The sequence below is a fragment of the Enterobacter cloacae complex sp. IR53041 genome (assembly GCF_049238285.1).
GTDB lineage: Bacteria > Pseudomonadota > Gammaproteobacteria > Enterobacterales > Enterobacteriaceae > Enterobacter > Enterobacter roggenkampii.
On sequence record NZ_JBMKHB010000001.1, the window covers coordinates 177,002 to 190,719 of the forward strand.

Annotated in this window: 13 protein-coding genes; all 13 read right to left on the minus strand. The window is 58.4% G+C overall.

Annotated elements, in window-relative coordinates:
• Nucleotides 1-6: 6 nt before the first annotated feature.
• Nucleotides 7-1,005, minus strand: coding sequence for a hypothetical protein (locus tag ACOTXF_RS00875; RefSeq protein WP_047747415.1), 999 nt, complete (start codon nt 1,003-1,005; stop codon nt 7-9).
• Nucleotides 1,006-1,021: 16 nt separating this feature from the next.
• On the minus strand, nt 1,022-1,819 hold the full coding sequence (locus tag ACOTXF_RS00880; RefSeq protein WP_232926593.1) for a PP2C family protein-serine/threonine phosphatase: 798 nt from the start codon (nt 1,817-1,819) through the stop codon (nt 1,022-1,024).
• Complete coding sequence (gene tagH, locus ACOTXF_RS00885) at nt 1,816-3,576, minus strand: type VI secretion system-associated FHA domain protein TagH (RefSeq protein WP_008502638.1); 1,761 nt, start codon at nt 3,574-3,576, stop codon at nt 1,816-1,818. Before tagH ends, ACOTXF_RS00880 begins: the two co-directional genes overlap by 4 nt.
• An 81-nt stretch (nt 3,577-3,657) precedes the next feature.
• Nucleotides 3,658-4,065 carry a putative T6SS immunity periplasmic lipoprotein gene (locus ACOTXF_RS00890; protein WP_008502639.1) on the minus strand — a complete coding sequence of 136 codons (408 nt, stop codon included), beginning with the start codon at nt 4,063-4,065 and terminating at the stop codon, nt 3,658-3,660.
• A 67-nt stretch (nt 4,066-4,132) separates the two neighbouring features.
• Nucleotides 4,133-4,615, minus strand: coding sequence for an Hcp family type VI secretion system effector (locus ACOTXF_RS00895; RefSeq protein ID WP_008502640.1), 483 nt, complete (start codon nt 4,613-4,615; stop codon nt 4,133-4,135).
• A gap of 180 nt (nt 4,616-4,795) precedes the next feature.
• Complete coding sequence (locus ACOTXF_RS00900) at nt 4,796-5,245, minus strand: T6SS amidase immunity protein Tai4 family protein (protein WP_232926590.1); 450 nt, start codon at nt 5,243-5,245, stop codon at nt 4,796-4,798.
• The gene (locus ACOTXF_RS00905) at nt 5,230-5,724 is read right to left on the minus strand and encodes a T6SS effector amidase Tae4 family protein (RefSeq protein WP_021240383.1); all 495 of its coding nucleotides are present in this window, start codon (nt 5,722-5,724) and stop codon (nt 5,230-5,232) included. The genes ACOTXF_RS00900 and ACOTXF_RS00905 overlap by 16 nt, the downstream gene beginning before the upstream one ends.
• A complete protein-coding gene (locus ACOTXF_RS00910; protein WP_021240384.1) occupies nt 5,721-6,152 on the minus strand; it encodes a Rap1a/Tai family immunity protein in 432 nt (143 codons plus the stop codon). Before ACOTXF_RS00910 ends, ACOTXF_RS00905 begins: the two co-directional genes overlap by 4 nt.
• Before the next feature lie 80 nt (nt 6,153-6,232).
• Entirely contained in the window at nt 6,233-7,732 is a 1,500-nt protein-coding gene (gene tssC, locus ACOTXF_RS00915) for a type VI secretion system contractile sheath large subunit (protein ID WP_021240385.1), read from the minus strand.
• Between the two features lie 3 nt (nt 7,733-7,735).
• Nucleotides 7,736-8,260, minus strand: coding sequence for a type VI secretion system contractile sheath small subunit (gene tssB / locus ACOTXF_RS00920; RefSeq protein ID WP_008502644.1), 525 nt, complete (start codon nt 8,258-8,260; stop codon nt 7,736-7,738).
• A 75-nt stretch (nt 8,261-8,335) separates the two neighbouring features.
• The gene (tssA, locus tag ACOTXF_RS00925; RefSeq protein WP_047747414.1) at nt 8,336-9,352 is read right to left on the minus strand and encodes a type VI secretion system protein TssA; all 1,017 of its coding nucleotides are present in this window, start codon (nt 9,350-9,352) and stop codon (nt 8,336-8,338) included.
• An 11-nt stretch (nt 9,353-9,363) separates the two neighbouring features.
• On the minus strand, nt 9,364-10,080 hold the full coding sequence (gene tagF, locus ACOTXF_RS00930) for a type VI secretion system-associated protein TagF (RefSeq protein ID WP_232926588.1): 717 nt from the start codon (nt 10,078-10,080) through the stop codon (nt 9,364-9,366).
• A gap of 16 nt (nt 10,081-10,096) precedes the next feature.
• Nucleotides 10,097-13,717, minus strand: a complete 3,621-nt coding sequence (gene tssM, locus ACOTXF_RS00935) for a type VI secretion system membrane subunit TssM (protein WP_048962844.1) — start codon at nt 13,715-13,717, stop codon at nt 10,097-10,099.
• Nucleotide 13,718: the final 1 nt, after the last annotated feature.

A 13,718-nucleotide genomic window follows, 5' to 3' on the forward strand; every position in this document is an offset into this window, starting at 1 on the left:
CATTCCTTAATTTGCCGCGCGCCAGGCGCCAACGGCCGGATCGCGCAGCTGAGGACGCAGGGTGTCAATCAGCACGATATTCAGCGGGGTGCCGGGTGCCACCCAGGCGCTCCAGGTTTTTTTCACCGCCGCGATACGCGCCTGCAGTTTTGCATCGTCGCTGGCGGTTTCACGGGAGATCTCCACCGCGATGGTGCCGTTGCTCTTCCAGCTGTTCAGGGCGCTGTCGTAAGGCAGGATCATCCAGCTCTGGTCGCTGTTTGGGGTGCTGAATACCATGCGCTCTTTGTTGACGGAGGTGATCAGCGCGTTTTCCGGGTCGGCGCTCTGATTCAGCCCGGTGACCGGGAAGCCATGAATGTACGTTACCGCCATCTCTTTCTGCCCGCCGTTGCGGGACTGCGACACAACGGTGTGTCCGCTCAGCCAGCTGCCATTCCCGCAGCGGGTGGTGTCAGAATCCGGAATGAAGAGCGCCGGTGCAGAGGCGCCCCCTTCCCAGAAGGTGCGCAGGTGGCAGCCGTCCTGCAGGGTAAACTCCTGCCACGGCGTACGGTCGGCGGCAACGGTGCGGGAAGCCACGTTCTGATCGGGCGGCAGTAACGCGCCGCTGGCTGGGGTGGCGGTGACGGTCGCAGCAGGCGCGGCCTGCTCCTGTTTCACCACCAGCGCCCAGTCCTGCGCTTTGCCAGCCGTGCCCTGCGCCAGCGTGGTTCCCGCCGGATCGTTGAGCGTCCAGCTGAGTTTATTGACTTTACTGCACTGGTGTTCCAGCAGCGCGCCAAGACGCGGCACAAAGTTCTCCAGCACGGAGACGTCTTTCTTGCCGTTCGCCACAATGCGCAGCGCCACCTCAGGCTTACACCAGCTCTGCGGCGTGTTGTCTTTGATGTTGTCGATCCAGATATCCAGCTTCTGCGCAGGAGACTGCACGATGCGGAAATTTTCAGCCTGCGCGGTAGAAGTCGCCGCCAGAAGTGCCAAACCCGATAGCCAAAGTTTCATATCGTTCCTTGTGTGTCTAATCAGTTCCGCAGGGAAGAAATTGTGCTGCGTCAGAGAGGGTGTGCAGCAAAGTGGTGTCCTGAGGGTTGCCCATCCATACCGCCAGGGCAGTATAGTTATCCTGGGCATTCCCCTCCTGTTCGCCATTCTTTTGAATGATTTGGTTCATTAAGGTCAGCCACTCCTGCGGCGTATTCACCATATGCAGCGACTGCTTCATTTGCTCTTCGCTGACGCCGTGCCAGAACCCGTCGGTGCAGAGTAAAAAGGCATCGCCGTCTTCAACCTGCACCACGTCGCTGTAGCTCGCTTCCGGCCCGCCGTTTTCAATTCCCAGCGCCAGATAGAGCAGATTGCTGTTCAGGTTGTCGGTCTGGTGCCCGGCATCTTTCATCTGCTGCACCAGGCTGTGGTCGGTGGTCACATGCCACAGCCATCCCCGGCGGAACAGGTACAGGCGGCTGTCTCCGGCATGGGCCCAGTAGGCCAGCCCGTAATCACGGTCAATGAACAGGCTAACCAGCGTCGTGCTCATCCGGCGATAGTCCTGAACGGCCTGCTGTTCGCTGAGAATAGTGCGATTCGCCGTCTGCACGTAGTCGCGAATATGCTGCGCATTAAGATGTTTGTCGCCATCAAAGCGGGAGATAATGCTGTTGCGGGCCAGCGCGGCGGCCACTTCGCCGCCCGGCAGCCCCGCGATGCCGTCGCAGACGACAAAGCAGGCTGAACGTTCCCCAATGGTTTCTCCCGTCTGATCCTGGTTGCTGGCGCGCGTCCCCTGGCGGGAGAGAGAAGCCGTTGCGATATTCATTTGTCTTCCGATCCGCTCTGTGAGTCTTTGTACTGATTCACCTCCATGTCATACGCATGAAGGAAGGCCTCGCCGAACAGGGTGTGGAAGTCGTCCTCAATCTCGCCCGCCGTCTCGCCATAGCTGCGAACAAAGTAGTCCCACAGGGCGGCTTTGCGGCTGCCCGGCAGCGCCAGACGCGAGGTCATGCCGTTCTGCTTCGCCTGCTCTTCCAGCTGTTCCGGGTTAAAGGACTGCAGCATCGCGGCAATAATGGCGCGGATGCCGGAGATCATGCCCAGCTGGTGCGCCTGCAGGTCGATCAGCGCGTCGCGCACGGATTTGGTTGGCGGCATAAAGCCCGGCATCGGGGTGCCGAACATCTGGATTAACACGGTTTTGCCGGTCGGCAACAGCTTGAACGGGTTGTTGGCATCGTCCAGCACCATGGTCATGTCGGCTTTTACGCCGCGCTTGAGAATGGAGCGCGAGGAGAGCAGCGCCACGGTCCCCTGAGAGAACATGCCGAGGATCTGCCCCAGCTGACGCATATTTTCACGGTCAAACTGCGGAACGGGCTGCATTTCGCTGAGTCCCATCCCCTCCAGCAGCGCCTCCAGCAGCTCGCCCTGCAGCACTTCGCCCTTCTCACCGCTGTTTGCCGTGGCGGCTGGGGCGGCGGCGTTATTGACCGGATCGATGCGCAGGCGGCCCTTCGGGGCCTGAGCGCTGCTGCGCGCAACGGCCTGTGGCGTCGGCATCGTGAAGCCAGCGTAATCCGGTCGCGCGGGTTCTTCTTCAGCACGCGGTTCCTCCTGCGGCTCAGGGGCGAACAGCGGAGAATCGGCCAGCGCGTCCTCTTCCTGCTCAGGTTCCGGCACGGGGGCTGGCTTCTCGTTAATCACGTCATCCGGATGGGTTAACGGCGCGCCGCCCATCAGCCCGAGCGGGTCGTCATTACGCGCGGCTGGCGCGCTGGACTTACCGCCAAACAGGGCCAGCGGATCGAGCTCATCCGTCCCCTCTTCGTTCGGGGCTGGCTGGGTCTCAACCGGTGGCACCAGCGTGGAAGGCGTAACGTCGTCAAAAATGCTCTCTTTTTTAAACAGCGCTTCGTCGCTGAACAGCGAGTCCGGATCGACATGCTTACGTTCGAGCGTGGGATCGCTGTCGTTGAACATCGCCAGCGGATCTTCGGCGTTACGCTCCGGGGCTGCAGGCTGGGAGAACGGATCGTGCGATGCCGCAGGCTGCGGTTTTGTACGGTTGCTGGAGATGCTGTCGGAGATGGAAAACTCCTGCATCAGGCTATCCCAGATCTCCGTTGGCACGGCGGTCGGCTCGGCTTTCCCACGGGGTGCGGCACTCGCCGGTTTCGGCTGCTGCGCAGGCGCAGGAGCCACGGTCGGACGCGCCTGCTGGTGCAGGCTGGCCGCCATGCGGCTCACGGGCTGGGTATCGTGGATCAGCTCGGTCACTTCGATACGGTAGTCATCAATACCGAGAATGTCGCCATCCTGCAGCTCAACCTGACGCCCTCGCTCCAGCGGAATGTCATTTAATACCACACGGGTAACGCTGCCGCGGTTGGTGACGCGGCATTCGCCCTGAGCGTCCACGTGAACAATGGCCTGCAGACGAGAGATGGTGCGGTCATTGTCCGGCAATACCAGATTGTTATCCGTACCGCGCCCAATGGTGCCGCCCGGGGCGTAAAAATCACAGCTGCTTTGCGGCGGCTGATGACCGGGTTTCGTAGAAATAATCGTGAATCGCATGGCGTATTCCTGCTGGTATGATTAGCGCTCAAACGCTGCCGCTCTCGGGGCGAGAACGGCGGCGTTTGGGGTTAACACATTCTATTCAGTCTGCGTAAGCTTAAACTGGCCTGAGGGACCTTCTTGTAAGGTGAAGCGGGCCGCATAGCGAATAGAATCGTTTTTCCCTGACACCTTCAGGGCAACATCATATTCTCCGGCTTGCCACGCAATCCCCTGCCACTGGTGACACTGTTGGGTCGTTAACGTCACTTCAGGGCTAAACGTTGACGGCGGCGATACCGCTTTCCATTCATTTCCCGCGCGTTTCATAATGGTGGGTGAATGGCTGGTGACCGGCGCTTCTAACCCGGAATTAGCAGGGATAGCAAAGCAGGGTTCATTATTTTTCAGCGTTACCGAAAGCGACTGATATTGTTCTGGATGAGACAAACAGGCGCTGACCATTAACGTGACTGCAAACACACCGAATAACTTTTGCATAATCATGCCCGCCAATCCTGAGGGCTCTTGAGGTTGATAATGACCGGGGAAAACTCCCCGGCCACATGCGCAATTACGCTTCTTTGTTCTCTTTGATGTTCCAGCCAGCGCTGCTTTCAGCACCTTTACCACCCGACGTGGTCTGCTCCCAGTACTGCTGTTTCACTTTCGCAGCCTGGAATGCATAGGTCACACCAACGGTATCGCCATTGTCAGCACCGGTATACTGAACAGAGGTCACCAGCACATCTTCCAGCGTGATGCGGGAGTATTCCACCTGCTGGCCGCCCGCTTTACAAACGGACAGCTCAACTTTAGTCAGGTGTTTACCGCTTGCGCAGTGTTTCAGGATAGCGGTGGTGGATTTGTCGATCAGCGCGTTAACGTGCAGGTCGTTAAAGTTAACTTTACCGGCACCGCCGCCACCGCCAACGCTCATATTACCTGGCTGGGAAGCGCCCCAGGAGAAGGAGGTAATATCAGTCCAGCCGGTGTGGTTAGAATCTTTCGATTCGCCCGTAACACCCTCGACCTTCAGAAACATATCAATAGCCATAATATCTACTCTTCGTGGATGAACAATATTGCTTTCGAAAAAGCACTTATATGGCAAACAGGAAAGCATGGGGCTGAATAAAACCGTCCATATTTTACCTCTGCCTCATATCAAATGACCCGTGTCATTTGACAGTCTTACATTCCCCCGGAATAAATGGAAAGAATGTGAAGTCTTTTACTACTTCGGGTTATCCTGAATCCAGGTGCGGTCAGGATTTCCGATGATTAATTGAGGAACAAGTTTATTAAGTTCGTCACTATGATAAAGACGCAGACAATTTAACGTGACACCTTTTACGTCGGGCTTTCGCTCAGCATGAAACCCGTTAATGTGATCTTTATATTTTCCAATGAGCGCATCCATTTTCTCAGTGCCATTTTCAGCATCAAAAGGTATCCACTCAATGAATGCACTCGCAGTGCGAGCGGCGTCAGTAGAAAACTGGCTGCCTTTATCTACCACCTGCGCAAGGCAGCGCGCAAGGACAAAATCTTTAACTACCTGCCGGTATGTTTGCTGCTGATAAAAATCAACGTATGGGTTATCGCCGCGAGCAGAAAAACATAAGCAAGCGAGCAAAAGAAATGCTGTCTTTAGCTGCCTGGATGAAATTATTTTAATTCCCAAAACCAGATTTCCTGACAGTACGGAAAGCAATCGGAGTTACATATAAACGAATTATTACTCAGAGGCTCGATAAGGTCGATATGACCACCGCCATACCCATCAATTTTATTGAAGAAAACAACGCCTTTTCGGCCCAACATCGATCGCGCACCCGCCTCACGATCGGTAAAGATTTCTGCCTTGCCAAACACATGGGATTTATAAAGTTGATCCGCAAGTAATTTTGCGCCGGGTTCGATTGTTTTTCCTTTATAGGGGCCCGACTTTATGGGTAAACGCCCTGTGAATTCAACATTACATTTTAACAATGCCAGACTCATTCTTACCGCACAGGTATTTTCGTATGCCGGTTGCTGCTTGATAATCGTTGAATAATCATAGCCAATTTCTGAGAAGACCTGTTCACCCGAGGCAAAACCCGCGCGGGTATGATTTGAAGAGTAATGCTGACGTTTTAGTTGTTCGTATAATGGTCTCATTTGTCACTCTCCTTTTTGCACGGGCGTAATTCTTTCATTCCGTCAATGATGATTTTTGAAGCGCGTTCCTCGCCTTGCTGTTTCGATAAGTTCGCAAAACGAGAATAGAGAAACTCATGTAGCGTATTTGGCAAAAAAGGCCTGCCCTTGCACCATGCAGTGCCCTCAGACGCGTCGACTACGCCGAGAAGATACATATTTGCCTTGATGCGTTCACGTTCATTCGTTTTCGACAGCCAGGCTTTAGCGAAACGATCTGCACTCAAATTTAAATCGTATCCCGTTAACAACGTCGGATCGCGTTGAAAGTTTGATGTGTCATCCTGAGGCAATGCTTCCGCTTGAGGGTATTTATAATTTCCGGCGTCCGCGCTTGCCAGAGTAGAAACTGCCAGCAAACTGGTTGCGATCAAAAGTCTATGTTTCACCGTATATCCTTATTCACTGACAGAAATTAGCTAAGCTCTTTACGTTCAAATGGCCGGCCCCTGCGGGCCGGCAATCATCATCACGCGTCTTTCGTCTTCAGCGACGGCAGTTTAGAAACCAGGCGCAGAGAAACGGTCAGACCTTCCAGCTGGTAGTGAGGACGCAGGAAGAACTTCGCGGCGTAGTAGCCCGGGTTGTCCTCAATCTCCTGCACCTGCACTTCCGCAGCCGCCAGCGGTTTGCGGGACTTGGTCTCCTGGGAGGAGTTCGCCGGGTCACCGTCGACGTAGTTCATGACCCAGTCGTTCAGCCAGCGCTCCATCTCTTCGCGCTCGCGGAAGGAGCCGATTTTGTCGCGCACGATGCACTTCAGGTAGTGGGCAAAACGACAGCAGGCGAACAGGTACGGCAGGCGAGAGGCCAGACGCGCGTTGGCGGTGGCATCCGGGTCGTGGTACTCGGCCGGTTTTTGCAGGGACTGCGCGCCGATGAAGGCAGCAAAGTCGGAGTTTTTGCGGTGAACCAGCGGCATAAAGCCGTTTTTCGCCAGCTCGGCTTCACGACGATCGCTGATGGCGATCTCGGTCGGGCACTTCATGTCCACGCCGCCGTCATCGCTCGGGAAGGTGTGGCACGGCAGGTTTTCCACCGCCCCGCCGGACTCCACGCCGCGAATCGAGGTGCACCAGCCGTACTCTTTGAAGGAGCGATTGATGTTGGCGGCCATCGCGTACGCGGCGTTCGCCCAGGAATAGCTGTTGTGGTTCGCGCCGTCGGTCTGCTCTTCAAAGTCAAAGCTGTCGACCGGGTTGGTGCGAATGCCGTACGGCAGGCGCGACAGGAAGCGCGGCATCACCAGGCCCAGATAGCGGGCATCTTCGGATTCACGCAGTGAACGCCAGGCGGCGTATTCGGTGTTCTGGAAGATCTTGGTCAGGTCGCGCGGGTTGGCCAGCTCCTGCCAGGACTCCATCTGCATCACGCCCGGTGCGGTACCGGTAATGAACGGACAGTGCGCCGCAGAACCGATGCGCGCCATTTCCCCCAGCAGCTCAACGTCCTGCGGGCTGTGGTCGAAGTAGTAGTCGCCGACGATGCAGCCAAACGGCTCGCCGCCGAACTGACCGTACTCCTGCTCGTAGATTTTTTTGAAGATCGGGCTCTGGTCCCAGCCCACGCCCTTGTAGCGCTTCAGGGTGCGGCCCAGCTCCTGCTTGGAGATGCTCATAAAGCGGATCTTCAGCATCTCGTCGGTTTCAGTGTTGTTCACCAGGTAGCTCAGACCGCGCCAGGCGCTCTCCAGCTTCTGAAATTCTTCGTGGTGAATGATCTGGTTCACCTGCTGCGACAGCTGCTCGTCAATACCGGCAATCAGGTTCTGAATGGTGCGGTAGGTATCGTTCGAGAAGGTGACGGTATTTTCCAGCGCCTGCTGCGCCAGGGTTTTGACCGCGCTTTCGACGGCGGAACGCGCCTGGTCGGTTTTCGGGCGGAACTCTTTGTTCAGCAGCGCGCTGAATTCATCCTGGCTGAACGCCTGACCCGCCTGCTGCTCGTGTTGTTGAGTCTGGTTGCTCATCGATTATTCCTCGCTACCTTTCGCGCTTTCGTCATTTTTCGGCAACTGGCTCAGGGATTTGAGCAGCGTCGGATCCTGCAGAATTTTTGCGATCAGCTCTTCCGCACCGTTTTTACCGTCCATATAGGTCAGCAGGTTGGAGAGCTGGGTGCGCGCTTCCAGCAGCTTGTTCAGCGGCTCAACCTTGCGGGCCACCGCGTCCGGCAGGAAGTCGTCCATGCTGTCGAAGGTCAGATCCACGTTGAGCTTACCTTCGCCGGTCAGGGTGTTGTCCACCTGGAACGCCACGCGCGGCTTCAGCGCCTTCATGCGTTCGTCAAAGTTGTCGATGTCAATTTCGAGGAATTTACGCTCGTCGACGGCCGGCAGGTTTTCCACCGGTTTGCCGACCAGATCGGCCATAACGCCCATCACAAACGGCAGCTGAATTTTACGTTCTGCACCGTAGATCTCTACGTCATACTCGATCTGCACGCGGGGGGCACGGTTACGTGCGATGAATTTCTGCCCACTGTTACTCATTGCCATGATGTTCTCCATCAAAGATGCGCGGTGAAGGTGAAACGACAGGCTCCATGCCTGACGTCATAATGCCTGGACGCGCTATTCGCGGCGCCCAAAGATGTTTTCCAGTTGGTTAACGCCGTCTGGCGCCAGGTCGCGAATAATGTCCATAAAGTTAAGTTCTGACAGCCGCTGCACCCGTTCAATCATCAGCGGTGCGGGGTGGCTCGGTTCGTACTGCGCAAAATACTGCTTCGCTTTTTCCAGCATCAGCTGGGCGTCGGCGCGGCTGGTGACCTGCACGCTGCGCCAGTCGGTCACCGGCTGAACGGGCTGCGTTGCCGTCGGCTGCTGCTCAGTCTGGGGTTCAGCCTGCGCCTCACGGTTCGGCAGCAGCTTGCTGATGTCGGTCACCTGACAGGCGCTGGCCACCAGCCCCACGGTTTTCAGCAGTTGCTCCATCTCAGGTACGCCGCTTTCATCGAGATGCCCGATGAGCAGCTCGCGAATGGCCAGCAGACGTTCGTTAATGACGATGACCGCGGCGGTCCCCGGCTGGTCGCCGCGAGCCAGCTCGTCAATCAGCCGCGGGCGCCCGCCGGGATAGTCCGGACATTCGGTTTTACTGCCGTCCAGCAGCGCCTGGGCATCCCGCAGCGAAATTTCATCGCCGTTTGAACGCAGCAGCGAGGCGTTGCGTACCGCGACCGTCAGGTCGGATTTATCACTCAGCCCGGCGAGAGCGTTGATGCGGTAGAACGGGTCGGTTTCGCCATACTCTTCGAGCAGCGGATAGAGCGGCTCCCAGTAGCGGGCGATCGCCTCCTGCACCAGCAGTAATCCGTCCGCGTAGCCCGCCAGCCCGCGACGGCGGGTCCAGGCATGGGTTAACGCCAGCAGGACGCGAAGATCTTTGGTGCGGGTCAGCAGGCTGGTGGCGTATTTTTCGACCGTGTTCCAGTCAGCAGGCTCCGCCGGGATGATGGTGTCGCCAAACTGCTGTTCCGCTTTCCCAAGGCTTGCCTGGTTCATCGCCTGGAAGTCAGCGTCGTACTCCAGGTTTTCGCCGCAGGGGTTGTCAGGGCTTATGGGCGCGAGAAATTCTTCGATATTCATGAGATCCCTGCTTATTCAAACATAGGCGGATAGAGACCATGACGGCCCGGACGGGCGCCCCCTGCCGGATCGAACAGCAGGGTGAAAAGCTGCCCGGTAAAGTTACCGCTGTGCACGTGGGTGTAGAGCGGGTATCCGTCGCAGCGGTTGGTCCACCAGTAGCTGGTCTGACGCAGCGGGTCAAAGCACTCTGCCGCCTGAGGCCAGCCCAGCGTGCTCTGGCCGTCCTCGTCGTAGCCAATCACATCCAGGATGTCGGAGCGCTTTTGCGGCTCGACCGGCTGCGGCGCCGGAATGGACATCAGCATCTCGTCGAGCTGCGAGGCGGAAAAACTGTTGCGCACCGCGTGCAGCCCCAGGCGTCCAATCTGCTGATACCAGCTTTCGGCCTGGCTGAGCAGGCTGGTCGACCACTCTGACGGGGCGAAGCTCAGCTGAATGCAAACCGGGTATTGTCGGCCGACGCTGTCGCGCCCGGGCAGCAGACAGCCCATCTGGATCATCTGGCTGCCCAGCATGGGCGGTACCACAAAATTCCAGACGGGTGCTTTCTGAAACGGGCGCTCGCCGCTGCGCTGCTCTTCCTGCTGCCAGGTCAGCAGACCAACCTGGAACCAGTGCGACCACTGGCGCTGTAAGGTGTCAGGAAAGCGGCGCTGCAAAAAATCTCCGGCGCTGGGTAACTTGCCATACCAGCTGTAGCGGTTCATCGCAGGGGTATTCGTCATACGGCTGTCCTTGCGGTTATGGGCATGAGAAACGGGGAAGCTGGAACGGGTTGCGAATGCTGTTTGGCGCAAACTCCAGCGTGACCTGATGTCCGTCGACGTTGAAGGTGGCCTGACGGCTGAGGCTACCCGCCCCCGGGCTGGTGCTCGCTTTATCAAAGAAGCGGTTCAGCGCCCAGGAACCGTTGGTCACCAGCGTCGCCGTGCTGCCGTTCGCCAGACCCAGCTGCATGCGGACCTGGTTGGTGCCGCCCGGCCCAGGCCAGTTCATGATCTGCACCGCCTGCGGCCCGTGACTGTAGCGCAGCAACTGACCGTCAACGTCCAGGGTCAGGTTCAGAATGGTGTTATCCATTCGCACGGTGCGAACCGTCACCTTGAAGGACGGCGTGGTTGCGCCGTTAGCAAAGAAGGCGTCGCGAATCGACTGGGCCTGCTGGAACGGTCTCAGCAGCCCTTCGCTTCCCGGCAGCGTTTTCCCGTCGATGCCCGGCATAAAGCGCCAGTTGGCCTGGGTGGTGTCCACTTTGCTGGTCAGGTTATCGCGAAAGAAGGTATCCATCAGCCCGGTCCCCGGCGCAAACATGCGCGCGAGATCGTCAGGGGTGACCTCGGTGCTGGCGCTGCGCACCAGCGGGTAGCGACCGGCAATCGCCTGACGGCAGAACCCGCCCACCTCAACGTTAATGCGCTTACGCACGTTTTCCAGGTCACGGCGCTGGGTGTCGCTGCTGGCGCCCACCGCCATGTTGCTGAACATGGTTTGCAGCCCGCCCGGCAGACGACCGGCGCTGGCCTGCAGGCGGCTGATCGCCTCCCCGCCCGGCGCCGGCATACCGCTGTTGGCCGCGTCCTGAACCGCGGTCAGGTAGCGATACAGCTCATCCACCTGCTTGAGAAAATCGTCAAACACGATGGTCTTCCCGCCCTTCTCCTGCGGCTGGGCCAGCTCAATCATCGGCGCGTAATGGTCGGTCACCAGCTGCTCCGGCGCCTGGGTAACCGCGGCGGCCTGCGTTGGCGCATTGTCATTATTGCTGAACAGCGCTTCCAGCGTGCGGGTAGCGCGGCTGCTTTGCGCCTGCGCTTTACCCGCATCTTCCGGCGCTGGCGTATCGCGGGAGAGCGTCAGGACCTGGCTCAGGTTCTGCACCAGGCGGCGCAGCGGCGAGTTGGCGCCGGAAAGCAGGCGCGCGGTATTGATGCGCTGGGAAAGGTCGGCGCTGTTATTCAGCTGAATGTCAGCGAGAAAGCGATCCCAGTTAGCGATAAAGTCGCGCATATAGAGCTGGCGCACGGCGTTATCGATCTGCTGTTTATCTTCCTGCGCCGTGGCGGCCCCCAGCACCCAGGCGTCGTCCTCGTGCAGGGCGGTGGTAACGCTGTCAATCTGGCCGTTAAAGCTTTTCCAGTAGCCGTCCGGCGTATACAGACCCGGAACGCCTTCGCTCACCGGCTTGCCGCTTTTGCGGGAAAATACCAGCTCGCTCTGCGGTCCGCCCAGGTCGGAAAGGGAGACCGGCTTCAGGTTGTCGTCATGTTCCAGCAGGCGCTTCAGGCGGCCGTAGACGCGGGTTGAAAGCGGCTGCTGGCCGATCATCGCTCTTTCGCGCGCCACCAGGGACTCGTCCTGCGCGTACGGCGAGGCCTGAATTTTCGGCTCCAGCAGCTGCGTCAGGTGCCATTCAAGCTGCTGCAGCTGTGCCTTCGTGACGTTCTGCGGCAGGTTACGCTGCAGGTTGAGCATTACCCACGAATGCAGGAATTTGCCGTCGTAGTGCTTCGGCTGATAGAGCATCTGATAGGCTTTCAGCGCCTCGTAGCTGTATTCCACATCGCTGCCGTTGTCGTTGCGAAGCCAGGTGGTGATGTGCATGGCGACGGCAGGGAGCAGCATCTGATCCAGCGCTTTCTGATACAGGGACTGAGAGGCGTCGCTAACGTCATCCCCGCGATAAAGCCCCATACGGCGGGAGACCGGCGGATCGTTCACATCAAACGCGTCGCTTTTCGGCAGATCCACCAGGCTATTCAGCAGCGGCAGCAGTTCGAACAAATCACGCTGGGTCTGGTTCTGTAAGGCCTTGCTCTGCTGGTCGAGCAGCGGAACCTTCGCATCCACTTCTTCCAGGTAGGCCTTGTTTTTGGCATAGCTGGTGAGCCACAGTCCACCCAGGATCACCAGCAGGGCCAGCAGCGCCGCATAGCCAGACCAGATCACGGCCCGGTTGCGCAGCTCCCACCAGCGGTTTTCTCCGGCGATCCCGGCTTCCTGGAAGATGACGTTTTGCAGCAGGTTCTTGATGAAGAAACTCTGGCCTTTTGCGCCCGGGATTGGCGATTCTTTGCTGACCGAATCCCAGTTATCGCTCTCTGCCCCTTCCGGCAGCGACAGCGCGCGGTTCAGTTCGCCCATCACGCGGTCGAACGGCATGCCTTCCTGCGTCCCGCTGGCGAAGTAGATCCCGCGCGGAGAGAACTCGGTTTCGAAGTTCGAGCGGGCGAAGACCGTGCTGAGGTAATCCGCCAGCAGCGGACGCAGCGCGGCGAACTCCTGCGGGAAAAGATACGCTTCGGCGCGGGTCTTCGCGTCATGCTCTTTGAGCATGGTTTCCGGCAGCCCGGCGTCGAGGCGCTGCTGCAGCAGAGAAAACTCCTGCTGGAAATTGCCCATCAGGTCGTAATCGGCGTGTTTGGTTTGTTCCCACGGCAGCGTGAAGCCCCAGATCTGGTCGCGCTGCGCTTTATCGTAGTCGGCAAACCAGGCGCGGAAGCCTTTAAGCAGGTCGGCCTTGGTCACCATCACGTAGACCGGGAAGCGAATCCCCAGCTGTTCATGCAGCTCGGACAGACGCTGGCGCAGGTTCACCGCCTGCTGGCGGGATGCCTCGGCTGACTGGGTGAGCAGGTCAGAAATGCTGATGGTGACGATCACACCGTTGATCGGCTGGCGGCGGCGATACTTGCGCAGTAACCCCATGAACTGCAGCCATTCCCCGGCGTCCTGCACCTGCTCGCTCTCCTGGGTGGTATAGCGACCCGCGGTGTCCAGCAGCACCGCCTCGTTGGTAAACCACCAGTCGCAGTTGCGCGTGCCGCCAATGCCGCGCAGGGCGGTCTTACCGAAACGGTCGGCCAGCGGGAACTGCAGCCCGGAGTTGACCAGCGCCGTGGTTTTACCGGAACCCGGCGCGCCGATAATGACGTACCACGGCAGCTGATAGAGGTATTGTGTGCTGAAGCGCTGCGTCCACTGAGCGCCCTGTCCCGCCTTGCTGAAGTGCGCTTTTTTCAGCATCTGCGCGGCTTCATCAAAACGGCTGGCGAGGATCTGCTCCTCGTTGTTCAGTCGCTTCTGCGGATCCGCCGCTTCCGGGCTTGTGGTGTTCTCATTGAGCTTGTCCATCAGCTTGCGGTTCAGCCAGGCGTTATAAAGACGCGGCAGAATGTGGCCCTGCGCCCACAGCAGATAGACCACGGCGATACTGATGATGCGGTTCTGTTCAGATTCAAGCGGCCGGGTGTCCACGATGGACAACAGCGGGCCAATCATCCAGATCACCGCCGCCAGCGCCGTGACGCCGAGGAAGCTCCACAGAATGCGGTTAGTCAGTATGGAAAGAAGAGTCGTCAGCATT